The 15,702-nt window shown below is 73.0% G+C and carries 12 protein-coding genes; 10 read left to right on the top strand and 2 right to left on the bottom strand.

Annotated elements, in window-relative coordinates:
- Nucleotides 1-95 precede the first annotated feature (95 nt).
- The 3 genes from ACZ6A9_RS16495 to ACZ6A9_RS16505 all read left to right on the top strand — a co-directional run bounded on the left by ACZ6A9_RS16495 (nt 96) and on the right by ACZ6A9_RS16505 (nt 4,522).
- A complete protein-coding gene (locus ACZ6A9_RS16495; protein ID WP_468985345.1) occupies nt 96-1,880 on the top strand; it encodes an N-acetylglutaminylglutamine amidotransferase in 1,785 nt (594 codons plus the stop codon).
- Nucleotides 1,853-3,988: a S9 family peptidase gene (locus ACZ6A9_RS16500; protein WP_468985348.1), complete on the top strand. Its 2,136-nt coding sequence runs from the start codon at nt 1,853-1,855 to the stop codon at nt 3,986-3,988. The genes ACZ6A9_RS16495 and ACZ6A9_RS16500 overlap by 28 nt, the downstream gene beginning before the upstream one ends.
- A gap of 90 nt (nt 3,989-4,078) precedes the next feature.
- The gene (locus ACZ6A9_RS16505) at nt 4,079-4,522 is read left to right on the top strand and encodes an ATP-binding protein (RefSeq protein ID WP_468985350.1); all 444 of its coding nucleotides are present in this window, start codon (nt 4,079-4,081) and stop codon (nt 4,520-4,522) included.
- 28 nt (nt 4,523-4,550) lie between these two features.
- On the opposite strand, the gene ACZ6A9_RS16510 is transcribed toward ACZ6A9_RS16505, so the two are convergent.
- Nucleotides 4,551-5,483 (bottom strand): phosphotransferase family protein, encoded by a 933-nt coding sequence (locus ACZ6A9_RS16510; protein ID WP_468985352.1) that lies wholly within the window; start codon nt 5,481-5,483, stop codon nt 4,551-4,553.
- A gap of 117 nt (nt 5,484-5,600) precedes the next feature.
- Between ACZ6A9_RS16510 and msrA the strand changes: the two genes are divergently transcribed.
- Entirely contained in the window at nt 5,601-6,113 is a 513-nt protein-coding gene (msrA, locus tag ACZ6A9_RS16515; protein WP_468985354.1) for a peptide-methionine (S)-S-oxide reductase MsrA, read from the top strand.
- A gap of 67 nt (nt 6,114-6,180) precedes the next feature.
- Here msrA and ACZ6A9_RS16520 read toward each other — a convergent pair whose 3' ends face one another.
- Nucleotides 6,181-6,654, bottom strand: a complete 474-nt coding sequence (locus ACZ6A9_RS16520; RefSeq protein WP_468985356.1) for a carboxymuconolactone decarboxylase family protein — start codon at nt 6,652-6,654, stop codon at nt 6,181-6,183.
- A gap of 174 nt (nt 6,655-6,828) precedes the next feature.
- Between ACZ6A9_RS16520 and ACZ6A9_RS16525 the strand changes: the two genes are divergently transcribed.
- The 6 genes from ACZ6A9_RS16525 (at nt 6,829) to ACZ6A9_RS16550 (ending at nt 15,344) form a co-directional block, all read left to right on the top strand.
- Nucleotides 6,829-7,053, top strand: a complete 225-nt coding sequence (locus ACZ6A9_RS16525) for a hypothetical protein (protein ID WP_468985358.1) — start codon at nt 6,829-6,831, stop codon at nt 7,051-7,053.
- Between the two features lie 292 nt (nt 7,054-7,345).
- On the top strand, nt 7,346-9,622 hold the full coding sequence (locus ACZ6A9_RS16530; RefSeq protein WP_468985360.1) for a catalase: 2,277 nt from the start codon (nt 7,346-7,348) through the stop codon (nt 9,620-9,622).
- 557 nt (nt 9,623-10,179) lie between these two features.
- A complete protein-coding gene (locus ACZ6A9_RS16535; RefSeq protein ID WP_468985364.1) occupies nt 10,180-11,370 on the top strand; it encodes a spore photoproduct lyase family protein in 1,191 nt (396 codons plus the stop codon).
- Nucleotides 11,371-11,447: 77 nt separating this feature from the next.
- On the top strand, nt 11,448-12,302 hold the full coding sequence (locus tag ACZ6A9_RS16540; protein WP_468985366.1) for an ABC transporter ATP-binding protein: 855 nt from the start codon (nt 11,448-11,450) through the stop codon (nt 12,300-12,302).
- The gene (locus tag ACZ6A9_RS16545; RefSeq protein ID WP_468985368.1) at nt 12,299-13,273 is read left to right on the top strand and encodes an ABC transporter substrate-binding protein; all 975 of its coding nucleotides are present in this window, start codon (nt 12,299-12,301) and stop codon (nt 13,271-13,273) included. Before ACZ6A9_RS16540 ends, ACZ6A9_RS16545 begins: the two co-directional genes overlap by 4 nt.
- A gap of 4 nt (nt 13,274-13,277) precedes the next feature.
- Nucleotides 13,278-15,344 (top strand): iron ABC transporter permease, encoded by a 2,067-nt coding sequence (locus ACZ6A9_RS16550; protein ID WP_468985370.1) that lies wholly within the window; start codon nt 13,278-13,280, stop codon nt 15,342-15,344.
- The last annotated feature ends 358 nt before the right edge of the window (nt 15,345-15,702 follow it).

The following is a 15,702-nucleotide window of genomic DNA, read 5'->3' on the forward strand; positions in this document are numbered from 1 at the left end:
ACGCACGCTTCCCCGCCCCGGGAGCGGAACCAGGACCAGGACCGGGACCACGACAAGGGCCTTGATCCGGCCCCGAGGGACAGGAGGACCCACTGATGTGCGGCCTCAGCGGGGAGATACGGTTCGACGGCGGGCGGCCGGACATCGCGGCGGTGGAGCGCATGACCGACCGGCTCGCGGCCCGCGGTCCTGACGGACGCGGCCTGTGGTCCCAGGGGCCGGCGGCCCTGGGACACCGCCGGCTCAAGATCATCGACCTGTCGGAGAGCGGCGCCCAGCCCATGACCGACCCCGGGGCCCGCCTCGCCGGAGTCTTCAACGGCTGTGTCTACAACTACCGCGAGCTGCGCGACGAACTGCACGCCCTCGGCCACCGCTTCTTCTCGCACTCCGACACCGAGGTGGTGCTCAGGGCCTACCAGCAGTGGGGCACGGCCTGTGTCGAGCACTTCCACGGCATGTTCGCCTTCGTGATCGTCGAGCAGGACACCGGCCGCGTGGTCCTGGCCCGCGACCGGCTCGGCATCAAGCCGCTCTACCTCTCCGCCACGCCCGAACGCCTCAGGTTCGCCTCCTCCCTGCCCGCGCTGCTCGCGGCCGGCGGCGTCGACACCTCGCTGGACCCCGTGGCGCTGCACCAGTACTTCTCCTGGCACGCCACCGTCGCCGCGCCCCGTACCGTCCTCAGCGGCGTGCGCAAGCTGCCCCCGGCCACCGTGCGGGTCGTCCAGCCCGACGGCAGCCACCACGACCGCCTCTACTGGAACCCCGTCCACACCCGCCGCCCCGAGTACGCCGGCCTCGGCGCCGACGACTGGACCGACGCCGTCCTCGACGCCCTGCGCACCGCCGTACGCCGCCGCATGGTCGCCGACGTGCCGGTCGGCGTGCTGCTCTCGGGCGGCCTCGACTCCAGCCTGATCGTGGCGCTGCTGGCCGAGCAGGGCCAGGACGACCTCGCGACGTTCAGCGTCGGATTCGAGTCGGAGGGGGACGAGGAGGGCGACGAGTTCCACTACTCCGACCTCGTCGCCCGGCACTTCGACACCCGCCACCACCAGCTGATGGTCCCCTCCGACCGGGTCGCCGGGGCCCTCGACGGGGCGGTCCGCGCCATGAGCGAGCCGATGATGAGCCACGACGTGGTGGCCTTCCACCTGCTGTCGGAACAGGTGGCGAAGGAGGTCAAGGTCGTGCAGAGCGGCCAGGGTGCCGACGAGGTGTTCGCCGGGTACGACTGGTATCCGCGGATGGCCGACGCGCCGCGCTCCCGCGCCGCCGAGGCGTACATCGACACCTACTTCGACCGCTCGCACGCCGACCTCGCGGCCATGCTCCACCCGGACCTGCTGCCCGCCCGGGACACCTCCGCCGACTTCGTGCGCACGCACATGGCGGCCGAGGGCGCCGAGACGGCACTCGACGCCGATCTCCGACTCGACACGCTCGTGATGATGGTCGACGACCCGGTCAAGCGGGTCGACAACATGACGATGGACTGGGGCCTGGAGGCCAGGGTGCCGTTCCTCGACCACGAACTCGTCGAACTGGCCGCCGCCTGCCCGCCCGAGCTGAAGCTCGCGGACGACGGCAAGGGCGTCCTGAAGGCCGCAGGCCGCCGGGTCCTGCCGCGCCAGGTCGTCGACCGGCCCAAGGGTTACTTCCCCGTCCCCGCGATCAAGCACATGGCCGGCCCCGTCCTCCAGCGGGTCCGCGAGACCCTGACCGCCCCCGAGGCCAGGGCCCGGGGCGTCTTCCGCGAGGAGTTCGTCGACGCACTCCTCGCCGCGCCCAACGAGCACCGCACCAGGCGAGGAGCGAACACCCTGTGGCAGACCGCGCTGCTGGAGACATGGCTGCAGGCGCACGGGATCCGCTGACGGTGAGGGAGACCCGTACCGACGCCACCACACGGGCGCTGCCCGCACCGGAACCCGTACCACTCGCCGACACCTCCACGCCGTACGACGTCCCGCCCCCCGCCGTCCACGGCTGCTGGTACCCCTCCGCCGACCCCGAAGGACGACACGTCGCCTTCATCTGCGACCGGGCCGGGGTGCCGCAGCTGTGGACCGCCCCGGTGGCAGGCGAGGAGGTGCGCCTGCTCGACGCCGGGCCCGATCCGGTCACGGAGGTGTCCTGGTCCCCGGACGGCCGCTGGATCGCCTACACCGTGGCGCCGGACGGCGGCGAACTCACCAGCGTCCTGTGCGTACGCCCCGACGGCACGGGACGGCATCTGCTGGCCGGCGGTGAACCGGGCACCTCCGCGCGCCTGGGCTGCTGGCAGCACGACGGTTCGGCGGTCGCGGTGACCGTCACCGACTCCGCCCCGGCCGGGCAGCCGTTCACCCCGCACCCCGGGGCGAACGGCGCCTCCCACCCCGCCCGCGCGGGGTGGGACCCCCGGGCCGTGCTGCTGGAACCCGGCGCGGCGAGGCCGGGCCGGGGAGCGGAAGCCGACGGAGACCTGACGCTGTCCGCCGAGGAGCCGGAAGCCAGGGCCCTGTCCGCCTACCTGGTCGACCCCGAGGGCATGGCGGCGCCCGTGCTGCTGGCGAGCGAACGCGGCGCGGCCAACCAGCGCGTCTGCGACCTCAGCCGGGACGGCGGGCTGGCCCTGGTGTACCGGGGCCCCCGCGGACACCGCGAGGCCCTCGTCGTCCGCACCGGCGACCGGGTGGTGACCTGCGCGCTGCCGGTGGCCGACGGCGACCCCTGGATCGGCGGCTTCTCACCGGACGCCGGCACGGTGTGGCTGCGCAGCGACGGCGGCCGCGAGCACGCCGCCCTTCTCGCCGCGCGCCTCGATCCGCTGGGACACCTGCTCGACACCACGGTGGTCGCCGAGCGCCCCGACTGCGGCCTGGAACTGCTGGCCCTGGGCCGGGACGGGCGGAGCGCGGTCCTGGCGTGGAACGTGCGCGGAGTCAGTGAGCTGGAGGTGACCGAGCTGACCGCGGCCCGGTCGCCCCGCCTGTCGGCCGGACTCGCGTCGTCCCGGCCCGCCTCCGCCGGCCCCGCACGGACCGTCGACCTGCCCCACGAGGTGGTCACGCGCATCGCGCCGACCCCTGATCCCGACATCACCGTCGTCGCGCTGTCCGGCTCCCGGCGGCATCCAGGTGTGTGGTGGCTGCCGCACGGTCTGCCCCTGCTCACCCCCTGGTCCTCACGCGACGAGGACGCCCTCCCGGCCGGCCTCACGCCCGTACGGCCGATGCCCATGAGCCCCAGGGCCCGCGACGGACTCACCCTCGGCGGCTGGTACTACCGGGCGCCGGGCCGCTCACCCGGTGAACCGGCACCGTGCGTCCTGCACCTGCACGGCGGACCGGAGGAACAGGAACGTCCGGTGCTCGAACCGCTCTACCTCGAACTGCTCGGCAGGGGACTGGACGTGTTCGCGCCCGACGTGCGCGGGTCGTCCGGGCACGGCCGTTCCTTCGTCGACGCCGACCTGGGCACGGGACGTTTCGACGCCATCAACGACGTCGCCGACTGCGCGGCGCACGTGATGGTGCGCGGCCTGGCGGATCCGCGCCGGATGGCGGTGATGGGCCGCTCGTACGGCGGCTACCTGGTGATGGCGTCCCTGGTGTGGCACCCGGACCTGTTCCGCACCGGTGTGGCGGTCTGCGGCATGTCGGACTTCGCCACCTTCTTCGCCGGGACCGAACCGTGGATCGCGCAGTCCGCCGCCCACAAGTACGGGCACCCGGACCACGACCGGGAACTGCTGCGCTCGCTGTCGCCGATGAGCCGCATCGACGCTCTTCGCGCCCCGGTCCTCGCCGTGCACGGCGAGCATGACAGCAACGTGCCGCCGGGCGAGTCCGAGCAGTTCGTGCGGGCCGCGAGAGAGCGCGGACTGGAGGCCGAACTGCTCCTGCTGCGTCACGAGGGCCACGACTTCCGGCGCGCCGACAACCGCCGCCGGTTCCGCCGGACCGCCGCCGACTGGATGGAACGGCACCTGGCCGGCTGAGTTGTCCGAGGTACCTGTCACACTTCTGTGGCGTGCGGGGGAGCGATGCGGGTAGTCGCGCGGTGTGATCGGTGAGTAAAGGCGGACCGGATGGAACCAGTTCCTGTCGACGAGGGGGGCACGGTGCCCCGGGCACCCGGGAGGCGGGCTTCCTACGCCCTGGAGGGGGACGGCGCCTGGATAGCCCAGGCCCGCCATCTCGCGGCCGCGTTCCTCACCCGGGCCCGGGCGGAGGACGGCCTGCCGGTGTCGACCCGGGCGGTCGAGATCACCCAGCTCGTCGTGAGCGAGTTGGTCACCAACGCCCGCAAGTACGCGCCGGGCCCCGTCGGACTGGACCTGCGGCTCTCCGACGACGCCGTCGAGGTGGTCGTCCACGACGGCAACCCCGAGGCGCCCGTGGCGCGCCGCGCCGATCCCGACCGGGTGGGCCAGCACGGACTGGAGATCGTGATGGCCGTCGCCCAGGCCCTGGACGTACGCCAGGGAGAAGCCGGCAAGAGCATCACCGCCCGCATCTCCCTCCTCGCGTGATCCCTCCTCCGGAGCGGGCCCCGCGCGTTCAGCCGTACCGTTCGAGCAGGGCCTCCAGGTAGTCCTCCAGCCGCTGCGTCAGGACGCCGGGCGTCAGATCGGTGCGGCCCAGTTCCCGCCAGGCAGCGGCGACCTTCTCCGCGTCGGGAGCGAAGGCCAGGGCGTCGAGCAGCCGCCAGTGGAGGTGCGCGCCGGGATCCTCCTCCAGCGTGCCGCCCCCGGCGGCGTACAGGTCCGCGAAACGCATGCCCTCGGGGACTCCGTGCAGCAGCGCGAGGGCCGTGGCACAGTGGGCGACGTCCAGGTCGGCCGGTCCCCAGGAGGTCTCCACCCAGTCGACGACCCCGCTGATCCGCGGCCCCGCGCCGTCCCCGGAGAACAGCACGTTGCCGGGGTGGAAGTCACGGTGCAGGAAACACCCCCGGTACGGCGGCGGCTCCCGGCGGATGACGTCGACGGCGCGCCGCCACAGCTCCGGGCGCCGGGTGTTCACCGGCGGACTCACCCGCTCGGGGGAGGTCCAGGCCTGGTAGGCGCGGGGCCGGCGCCGTTCGGGCACGGGTACGCGGTGGATGCGCGTCAACTGCCGGGCGAGCAGTGCGGCACGTGCACCGGCGGCCTGGTCGTCCACCCGTACCGTCCCGGGCAGCAGCGACATCAGCAGCGAGGGCCGGTCGCAGTGCCGGGCGGTCGCGTCCACCGCGACGAGCGCGGCGGCGGGCACGTCCGTGTCCCCGAGCAGGGTCAGTACGGCGGCCTCACGGTTCAGCAGCCCCTCCGCATGCCGTACGAAGAACGGCTTGACGAACGACCGCAGCACCAGCGACCGCCGCCCCGCGGGCCCGCGCAGATCCAGTCTGCGCATCTCCGACGTCCAGCCCCCGCGCAGCGGTACCACCCCCTCCACGCGTTCACCCGTCGACAGCTGCCTCTCCACCCAGGTCCGCGTGTTGGTCAGCACGGGGGCAGAGTAGCCAGCCCGCCCCACGGCCGTCCGCGGAAGCCCGGAACAATGGGGCCGACGACGGGGTTCCCACTGAGGAACGTCGCAGGACACCTGGGAGAAGGGCGGGACGAGATGACGAGGACCGAGGAGAGGGCACTGCTCGCGGGCGGCTGCTTCTGGGGCATGCAGGAGCTGATCCGCACCTTCCCCGGCGTGCTGAGCACGCGCGTCGGATACAGCGGCGGTGACGTGCCCGACGCGACCTACCGCAACCACGGCACCCACGCCGAGTCGATCGAGATCACCTTCGACCCGGCGGTGACCGACTACCGCAGGATCCTGGAGTACTTCTTCCAGATCCACGACCCGAGCACCAGGAACCGCCAGGGCAACGACATCGGCACGAGCTACCGCTCCGCCATCTTCTACTTCGACGACGAGCAGAAGCGCGTGGCCGAGGAAACGATCGCCGACGTCGACGCCTCGGGGCTGTGGCCGGGCAAGGTGGTGACCGAGGTCGCGGCGGCCGGGCCCTTCTGGGAGGCCGAGCCGGAGCACCAGGACTACCTGCAGCGCTACCCCGAGGGGTACACCTGCCACTTCGTACGCCCGGACTGGCGTCTGCCCAAGCGCGCGGAGTCCTGAGCCGGCGGCACGGACCACAAGGGGCGCACTCGCCGAGTGCGCCCCTTCGTCATGGGCGGGCGTCGTCTCAGCCGAACTGGCCGGGCCGGTAGTCGCCGGCCGGCTGCCGGTTGATGACGTTGATGCGGTTGTAGGCGTTGATGACGGCGATCAGTGAGATCAGCGCGGCGAGCTGGTCCTCGTCGTAGTGCTGGGCGGCGTTCGCCCACGCCTCGTCCGTGACACCGCCGGCGGCGTCCGCGATGCGGGTGCCCTGCTCGGCGAGCTCCAGTGCCGCGCGCTCGGCGTCGGTGAACACCGTGGCCTCGCGCCACGCCGCCACCAGATTGAGGCGCAGGGGAGTCTCCCCGGCCGCGGTGGCGTCCTTGGTGTGCATGTCGGTGCAGAATCCGCATCCGTTGATCTGGCTGGCGCGGATCTTCACCAGTTCCTGGGTGGCGTGCGGCAGACCGGAGTCCGTCACCGCCCTGCCCGCCGAGTTGATGTGCCGCAGCACCTTGGCGGCGAGGGAGTTGCCGAAGAAGTCGAGGCGCGGGTCCATGAGGTCTCCTGTGTCGAACGCGTGGTTGCACCCCACTGACGGACCGGGTCCCGGTGGTGTGACGGAACGCGGATGTGACCTGCGTCTCTTGATCGCGCGTCACCGTGCGGCTCCTCGTCCGCGGGGCACCGTACGGCCGATAGCCTGGCCGGGTGGACGGGGAGCGGAGCGCCGGTGAGTGAGCGTCGGGAACGCGACTGGACGGACATGACGCCCGGGGACTTCGACCGCGACGCCCCCCTGTGCCTCAACGTGGGCACGGGGCCCGTCGTGGTACCGGCCGAGCCCGACGAGTACGGCACCGAGCCGCTGTTCGGTGAACAGGCCCCGGTGCGGCAGCCCGCCCCGCCCCGCCCGCAGCGCCGCGCCACCCCCGCCGAGCAGGGGCACCTTTTCTGACCCTCCGGCGGACGCCGCGCCGAATCTCCATGCCTTGACTCCGCGCCCAGGGGTACGCGGGCTGGGCGGTCGATCCGGTGGAGAAGGGGGAGGGCCCGGGGTGCGGGTGGTGCGGGCGGGGGTTCACTCCGTCGCTCCGCGCCCGCTGCGGGGTGCACCTCACCGTGAGAGGTTGACGGAACCCGATGCCCTTTTCGAGTGCTTTGCGCCGTCGGATCGCCCGCAATCGGCAACCGAACACACGGCCACCGTCCTTCCGTGGCCGGTCCCGAGCGGAGGAGTGTCACCCCCCATGAGCGAGGCCAACCCCGTCAAGCGGGCAGCGAAGAAGATTACCGAGACCCTTCAGGGCGACGCCTCGGCCCCGGCCGACGGGATCCCCGGCCGGCCGAACTCCGAGCCGCCCACCGTGGCCGAACCGACCGAGCCCCGCGAGCCGCTGCCGCCGAAGCCCGACCAGAGCGGCCCGGACACGGTGTCGCCCACCGGCTCGCCGACCGGGGCCGACCAGGCCAGGATGGCCCAGTCCGGCAGCTACCTGACGAACGCGCAGGGCACACGGCTGTACGACACCGACCACTCGCTCAAGGCGGGCCCGCGCGGCCCCGTCCTGCTCCAGGACCACCACCTGCGCGAGAAGATCATGCACTTCGACCACGAGCGCATCCCCGAGCGCGTGGTCCACGCCCGCGGCGCGGGCGCGCACGGCGTCTTCCAGAGCTACGGCACCGCGGCCTCCGTCACCAAGGCGGGCTTCCTCGCGCCCGACGTCGAAACACCGGTGTTCGTCCGGTTCTCCACGGTGGTCGGCTCGCGCGGCTCCGCCGACACGGTGCGCGACACCCGGGGGTTCGCGACGAAGTTCTACACCAGCGAGGGCGTCTTCGACCTGGTCGGCAACAACATCCCGGTCTTCTTCATCCAGGACGCCATCAAGTTCCCCGACGTGGTGCACGCCGCCAAGCCGCACCCCGACCGGGAGATCCCGCAGGCGCAGAGCGCGCACGACACCTTCTGGGACTTCGTCTCGCTGCACACCGAGGCCACCCACCACACCCTCTTCTTCATGGGCGACCGCGGCATCCCGCGTTCCTACCGGATGATGGAGGGCTTCGGCGTCCACACCTTCCGCCTGGTGAACGCCGAGGGCGGCACGACCCTGGTGAAGTTCCACTGGAAGCCCAAGCTGGGCGTGCACTCCCTGGTGTGGGACGAGGCCCAGCTCATCAACGGCAACGACCCCGACTTCCACCGCCGGGACCTCGCCGACGCCATCGAGACGGGCGCGTACCCGCAGTGGGAACTGGGCATCCAGACCTTCCCCGACACCCCCGACCAGACCTTCGAGGGCATCGACCTGCTGGACCCGACGAACATCGTCCCGGAAGAGCTCGCGCCGGTGCAGCCCATCGGGCTGATGACCCTCAACCGCAACCCCTCCAACTTCTTCGCCGAGACCGAGCAGGTCGCCTTCCACGTCGGGCACCTCGTGCCGGGCATCGACGTCACCGACGACCCGCTGCTCGCCGGCCGGCTCTTCTCGTACCTGGACACCCAGATCACCCGCCTCGGCGGCCCCAACTTCCCGCAGCTGCCCATCAACCGCCCCCACGCGCCGGTGAACGACATGCTGCGCGACGGCATGCACCAGACCGCCGTGCACCGGGGGGTGGCCCCGTACCGGCCCAACTCCCTCGACGGCGGATGCCCGTTCACCGCGGGCGCGGACATGAGCGCCTTCATCGAGACGCCGGTGACCGTCCCGGAGGGGCGGAAGGTGCGCGAGGCGCCGGAGTCCTTCGCCGACCACTTCAGCCAGCCCCGCCGGTTCTGGCTGAGCATGAGCCCGGTGGAGCGCGAACACATCATCGGCGCCTACACCTTCGAACTGGGCAAGTGCTACGAGGAAGCCATCAGGGTCCGGACCCTGCAGGTCCTGGCCAACATCGACCCCGAGCTGTGCGCCGGCGTCGCCGAGGGGCTCGGGCTGCCGGCGCCGGAACCCACCGTGCCGCTCGCCGACGTCGAGCCGAGCCCGGCGCTCTCGCAGATCGGACGGACCTGGCCGCTGGACGGCCGCGTCATCGGCATCCTCACCGCCCCGGACGGCGACCTCGACGGGGTGCACGCGGTGCGCGACGCGGTGCTCGAGGCCGGCATGGTTCCGCTGGTCGTCGCGCCGAACGGCGGCACGCTGGGAACGGGCGACGGCACGCTCACGGCCCAGCGCAGCTACGTCACCGCGCGCTCCATCGAGTTCGACGCCGTCCTGGTGGCGGGCCCGCCGGCCGTCAGCGGCGACGCGCCCGGCGTGCGCGACGGCAAGGGCGCGCCCGCAACGCCCCGGCCGTCGAGCGACCCGCGGGTCGACCAGTTGCTGGCGGAGGCGTTCCGGCACGGCAAGGCGATCGGCGCGTGGGCGGGCGGTGAGACGGCCCTCACCGCGGCCGGCGTCCCCGCCGACGCCCCCGGCGTCGTCGTCGCCGACTCCGGTGCCACCGTCCTCGCTCAGGTCCGTGAGCTGCTGGGCTCGCACCGCGTCTGGGAGCGCTTCACCACCGGGGGCTGACCTCCCCGGTCCCTGCGGGGACGGGACGCGGACGAACGGCCGCCGGTGCCCCCGGCGGCCGTTCGGCGTGGACGGCGACGGGCAGGCGCCGCGCGGGCGCGGATGCCGCCGGCGACGCACGGCGGACCGACCTCCGCCGGCAGGGCGGCCCGGCCCCCCCCGGCGCGTCCAGGACGGACGTTGACCGGTCCACGCGCCCGTGGCGGCCCCGCACCGTGGATCGCCGGCCACCCGGGCCGCACCCCGCCACGCGGTGACGTGGGCGCCGGTCGCGCGGCCTGTCACCCGCCCCGGTCGCATGACCATGTACGCGCCGGTCGCACGGCCCTTCACCCGCCCGCCCGGGGGGAGTCGCGAGCGGCCGGTCGAGCCGGTGACGGCGGGAAGCCGGGCGACGGGCCCCGCCCGGTGGGCGCACGGACCGCCGTCACCCCGGTGACCTGCGGTGCCGTCGGCGGCGCCGGGTGGCCCGGCGCCGTACAGTGGGCAGGGAGACCGGGTTCCACCCGGCGGCGGACACTCCGTACCGTCACCCCGTCCGAGCAGCCGGTCAGGACATGAGCCACCACTCCTCCTCCTCCTCCTCCCACGGCCCCCAGGAGCCGCTCTTCGGACTCGACGAGCTGGCTCCGGGGCCCGCGACCGGTCAGGAAGAACCCACCACCCCCGCCTTCCGGGACTCCGCGCAGGCGCGCCGACTCCTGGCGATCCGGGAGATCCACGCCGAACCGGCCGCCGCCGTCTCACCCCGCGGCCGGGAGATCCTCGCCCGGTTCCCCCGGGCCCGGCTGATCGAGGTGGCTTCCCACTGGCGCATCCCCGAACTGCACGGCAACGAGGGAAGCGCGGACCGCTGGATGCGGATCAAACGCGAGACCCTCGTGCTGGGCGTGAAGAAGACCCTCACCACACGCCCCAACGGCCGCTCCGCCGACTGGATCGCCCCCGGCCCCTCCAACGGCTGCGCGCTGTCCTGCGTGTACTGCTACGTGCCCCGCCGCAAGGGCTTCGCCAATCCGATCACCCTCTTCACCAACATCGACCGGATCATCGCCCACCTCGGACGCCATGTCGCCGCGCAGGGCCCCAAACCGGAACCCAACCAGTGCGACCCCGAGGCGTGGGTGTACGACATCGGGGAGAACGGCGACTGCTCCGTCGACGCCCTCGTCTGCGACAACACCGCCGACCTGGTGCGTGCCTTCCGCGACTGGCCCACCGCCAAGGCGTCCTTCGCGACGAAGTTCGTCAACCCCGACCTGCTGGACCTCGACCCGCGCGGCCGTACCCGTATCCGCTTCTCGGTGATGCCGGCGGGGGACTCCCGCCTGCTGGACCTGCGCACCAGCCCGGTGGACCGGCGGATCGCCGCCGCCGCGGACTTCCTCGACGCCGGCTACGAGGTGCACTTCAACCTCTCGCCCGTCGTCGTCCGCCCCGGCTGGCAGGAGTCCTGGGCGGAGCTGCTGCGGCACATGGACGACGTACTGCCGCAGCGCGTCAAACGGCAGGCGCTCGCCGAGGTCATCATGCTCACCCACAACGCGGACCTGCACGAGGTCAACCTCCGCTGGCACCCGCGCGGCGAGGACCTGCTGTGGCGGCCCGCCGAGCAGGAGACCAAACGCTCGCAGAACGGCGCCCTCAACCTCCGCTACCGCGCGGACATCAAACGCCGCGCCCTCGCGGACCTGCGTGAACTCCTCGCCCGCCACGCGCCGTGGCTCGGTGTGCGCTACGCCTTCTGACAGCCCGCCATCACCGCCCGGCCCCGGCGCGGGTCACCCCGCGATCACGTTAGTTAAGGGTAGGCTAACCTTGGTTCGTGATTCCTGGTGAAGAGGCGGCCCTGGGCCCGCGTGGTCACGAACTGTCGGCCACCGATGTGACCGTCGCGTACGACGGCACGGACGTCGTGCACGACGCGGCGCTGACCCTGCGGCCCGGCGAAGTGACAGCCCTGGTGGGCCCGAACGGCAGCGGCAAGTCGACCCTGCTGCGCACGGTCGCCCGGCTGCAGCGGCCCCGCAGCGCCGCGCTCACGCTCGACACCGCCACCGACGCACTCGCCCTCAGCCCGCGGGAGTTCTCCCGCCGCGTCGCCCTGCTGCTGCAGGGACGCCCCACCCCCAGCGGACTGACCGTGCGCGACGTCGTCGAGTTCGGCCGCTATCCGCACCGCGGCCGGTGGGGCGGCACGGACCCCGGCGGACGCGCGGCCGTGGACCGGGCACTCGCCCTGACCGGCGTCTCGGAACTCGCCGGGCGCGGAGCCGAACACCTCTCCGGAGGACAGCTCCAGCGCGTGTGGCTGGCCGGCTGCCTCGCCCAGGAGACCGGCGTCCTCCTCCTCGACGAACCCACCACCTACCTCGACCTGCGCTACCAGGTCGAACTCCTCGACCTCATGCGCGACCTCGCCGAGGACCACGGCATCGCGGTCGGTGTCGTCCTGCACGACCTCGACCAGGCGGCCTCCGTCGCCGACCGGATCGTGCTGCTCGCCTCTGGCCGCGTCGTCGCCGAGGGACTGCCCGAGGAGGTCCTCACCCCGGAGCGCCTGACCGAGGTCTACGGCATCCGGATCGACGTCGACACCGACCCCCTGACCGGCCGGCTGCGCACCCGCGCCATCGGCCGCCACCACACCCGAAGCGAAAGGCTCCGTACCACCTCATGAGACGCCTCCTGCGCACCGCGCCCCTGGCCGCCGCCGCCCTCCTGCTCGCCGCCTGCGGGACCACCGAACCCGCCGCCGACGACGCCAAGGAGTCCACCGAGGCGATCACCCTCACCGACGCCTCCGGCGCGAAGGTCGCACTGGACGGCCCCGCCAAGAAGGTCGTCGGCACCGAGTGGAACGTGGTCGAGCACCTGGTCTCGCTCGGTGTCGACCCGGTCGGCGTGGCCGACGTCAAGGGTTACCAGGCCTGGGACTCCGCCGTCCCGCTCAAGAACGAGCCCAAGGACATCGGCACCCGCGGCGAACCCAGCATGGACACCATCGCCTCCCTCGAGCCCGACCTCATCGTCGCCACCAGCGACCTCCAGCCGGCCGCGGTCGAGCAGCTGCGCAAGGTCGCCCCGGTCGTCACCGTGAAGTCCGCCGACGCCGCCGACCCCATCGGGCAGATGCTGAAGAACCTCGACCTCATCGCCGAGGCCACCGGCACCACCGAGCGCGCCGCGACGATCAAGAAGGACTTCGACGCCAAGCTCGCCGAGGGCAAGAAGGCCCTCGCCGACGCCGGACTGAACGGCGCGGAGATCGCCTTCGCCGACGGCTACGTCACCTCCAACCAGGTCTCCGTCCGCCCCTACACCTCCGGTTCGCTCGTCGGCGGGGTCAACGAGCGTCTCGGACTGAAGAACGCCTGGAAGCTGAAGGGCGACGAGGCCTACGGCCTGGCCGCCACCGACGTGGAGGGCCTGACCGGCCTCGGCGAGGTGCAGTTCGTCTACATCGGCAACGAGGGCGACGCCAACAGCGACCCCTTCGGCAAGGAACTCGCCGGCAACTCCGTATGGAAGTCCCTGCCGTTCGTGAAGTCCGGTGACGTGCACCGGCTGTCCGACGGCATCTGGATGTTCGGCGGCACCGGCTCGATGGAGGCGTACACCGACGCCCTCGTCGCCTCGCTGACGAAGTAGCGCGATGGCCGTCACCGCCACCCCTCCCACCGCCCGTCCGGCGACGGCGTCGTCCCGGACGGGCGCGGCCGCGGTGACGACCGCGCTCGTGCTCCTGGTCGCCGCGCTCGCCGTCGTCGACATCACCCAGGGCACGGCCGCGGTCGGCCCGGCCGAGGTCCTCAAGGCCCTCACCGGCCGGGCCGACCCGGCCGACGCGTCCGTCGTCATCGCCTCGCGGCTGCCCAGGATGACCGCCGGGCTCCTCGTCGGCGCGGCCCTCGGCATGGCCGGCGTCGCCCTGCAGGCCGTCAGCCGCAACGTCCTGGCCTCACCGGACACCCTCGCCGTCAACGCCGGCTCCTACCTCGCCCTCGGCATCGCAGCCGTCACCGGCGTGTCGCTGCCGCTGGTCGCCTCCTCCGGCATCGCCTTCGCCGGCGGGCTCGCGGCGGCCGCCGTCGTCCTCGGACTGTCGGGCCTCGGCGCGGGCACCGTACGCCTCGTCCTCGCCGGGACCGCGCTCGCCCTCGGACTGACCGCCGTCACCGAGGGGCTGCTCCTGCTGTTCCCGGAGGAGACCGAGGGCCTCTACCAGTGGAACCAGGGCAGCATCGGCCAGAACGGCTTCGACGGCGTGCTGCGGATGCTGCCCGTCGCCGTCGTCGGCTTCGCCGGACTGATGCTCATCGCCCGTCGGGTCGACGCACTGGCGCTCGGTGACGACTCCGCCCGCGGGCTCGGCGTCCCGGTGCGGGCCACCCGGATCACCGCCGTGGTGCTCGCCACGCTGCTCTCGGCGGCGGCCGTCACCCTCGCCGGACCCATCGGCTTCGTCGGCCTGTGCGCCCCGGCCCTCGTCCGCCCGCTCGCCCGCTGGGTCCGGGGAATCACCAAGTTGCGGACCGGGGTGCCGCTCGCGGGCCTGGTCGGCGCCGCGCTGGTCCTCGGGGCGGACGTGCTGCTGCGCGCGCTCATCGACTCCGACACCGCGGTGGCCGTCCCGACCGGAGTGGTCACCAGCCTCGTCGGCGCGGTGTTCCTGGTCGTGATGGCGGCCCGGCTCCGAGACGGCGCCCAAGCCGCCGCGCCGGACCGGCTGCGCATCCGCAGCCGCGCCGTGTTCGTCACCACCCTCACCGTGCTCTCGCTCGCCCTGGTCGGCATCACCGTCGCCGCCGTCCTCGTCGGCGACAGCAAACTGCTGCTCGGCGACGTGGCCAACTGGCTGCAGGGCAGGGCCGGCCGCACCGTCTCCTTCGTGCTGGAGACCCGCACTCCCCGGGTGTTCGCCGCGCTCCTCGCCGGTGCCGCGCTCGCGCTGGCCGGCACCCTGGTGCAGGCCGTCACCCGCAACCCGCTGGCGGAACCCGCCGTCCTGGGAGTGTCCGGCGGCGGCGCGCTCGGCGCCGTGATCCTCGTCACCAGCGTCCCCGTCGCCGGCGCGTGGGGCGTCGCAGGGGCTGCCTTCGCGGGGTCCGCCGTCACCGCGGTCGTGGTGTTCGGCCTCGCCGCGCGCGGAGGCTTCCAGCAGAACCGGCTGGTGCTCGTCGGTGTCGGTGCGGCGGCCGGTACGACGGCCCTGATCAGCCTGCTGATCGTGCTCACCGACCCGTTCAACGCCACCAAGGCCCTCACCTGGCTCTCCGGTTCCACCTACGGCCGGACCCTCCCCGACGTCCTGCCGCTGGCCGGGGTGCTCGCCGCCGCCGTCGTGGTGGCCGGCGTGAGGCACCGGGAACTCGACCTCGTCTCCCTCGACGAGGACACCCCCCGGCTCCTCGGACTCGACCTGACGCGGGGCAGGCTGGGCTTCCTGGTGGTCAGCGTGCTGCTCACCGCCACCGCCGTGGCCGCGGCCGGCACCATCGGCTTCGTCGGCCTGGTCGCCCCGCACGCGGCACGCGCCCTCGTCGGACGACGGCACACCCGGGTCCTCCCGGTCGCGCTGCTGCTGGGCGCCGTACTGGTGTGCACGGCGGACCTGCTGGGCCGCACCGTCATCGCCCCCGCCCAGCTGGGCGCCGGCCTCATGACGGCCGTGATCGGAACCCCGTACTTCCTGTACGTGCTGGTCCGCAGCCGCCGCTGACGGACCGGCCCGACCAGCCGCGGGCCCCGCCGCGAGAGCCACCACCGCTCCGCCGCGCGGCCCGCGGCGCTGTGGTGAAGGACACACACCGGTGCGCCCCGGCGCCCTGCCCCGCCGGCCCCGGGAGCGGCCCGGGCGAGGCATCCCGTTGTACGGGTCCGAACGCCCCGTGCTACTGTCGATCTCGGTTGTAGTCGTGGTGATCATCGCAGTCGCGGTGATCGGAAAGCCGCAGGCCGGAAACACCGCCCGTGCGCCCTACCGACGTCTACGTCGCAACTGGGGCCGGCACCAGAAGGTGCGGGTTCCGGTTCGCTTTTCAGGGGTCTCGTCTCATGAACCGGGCGGAACAGCCGAC

Source organism: Streptomyces sp. NPDC041124 (genome assembly GCF_055592385.1).

Bases quoted from the DNA above. Each gene is read 5' to 3' on its own strand.
- ACZ6A9_RS16495 (WP_468985345.1), top strand. From the start codon at position 96: ATGTGCGGCCTCAGCGGGGAGATACGGTTCGACGGCGGGCGGCCGGAC.
- ACZ6A9_RS16500 (WP_468985348.1), top strand. From the start codon at position 1,853: ATGGCTGCAGGCGCACGGGATCCGCTGACGGTGAGGGAGACCCGTACC.
- ACZ6A9_RS16505 (WP_468985350.1), top strand. From the start codon at position 4,079: ATGGAACCAGTTCCTGTCGACGAGGGGGGCACGGTGCCCCGGGCACCC.
- msrA (WP_468985354.1), top strand. From the start codon at position 5,601: ATGACGAGGACCGAGGAGAGGGCACTGCTCGCGGGCGGCTGCTTCTGG.
- ACZ6A9_RS16520 (WP_468985356.1), bottom strand. From the start codon at position 6,654: ATGGACCCGCGCCTCGACTTCTTCGGCAACTCCCTCGCCGCCAAGGTG.
- ACZ6A9_RS16530 (WP_468985360.1), top strand. From the start codon at position 7,346: ATGAGCGAGGCCAACCCCGTCAAGCGGGCAGCGAAGAAGATTACCGAG.
- ACZ6A9_RS16535 (WP_468985364.1), top strand. From the start codon at position 10,180: ATGAGCCACCACTCCTCCTCCTCCTCCTCCCACGGCCCCCAGGAGCCG.
- ACZ6A9_RS16545 (WP_468985368.1), top strand. From the start codon at position 12,299: ATGAGACGCCTCCTGCGCACCGCGCCCCTGGCCGCCGCCGCCCTCCTG.
- ACZ6A9_RS16550 (WP_468985370.1), top strand. From the start codon at position 13,278: ATGGCCGTCACCGCCACCCCTCCCACCGCCCGTCCGGCGACGGCGTCG.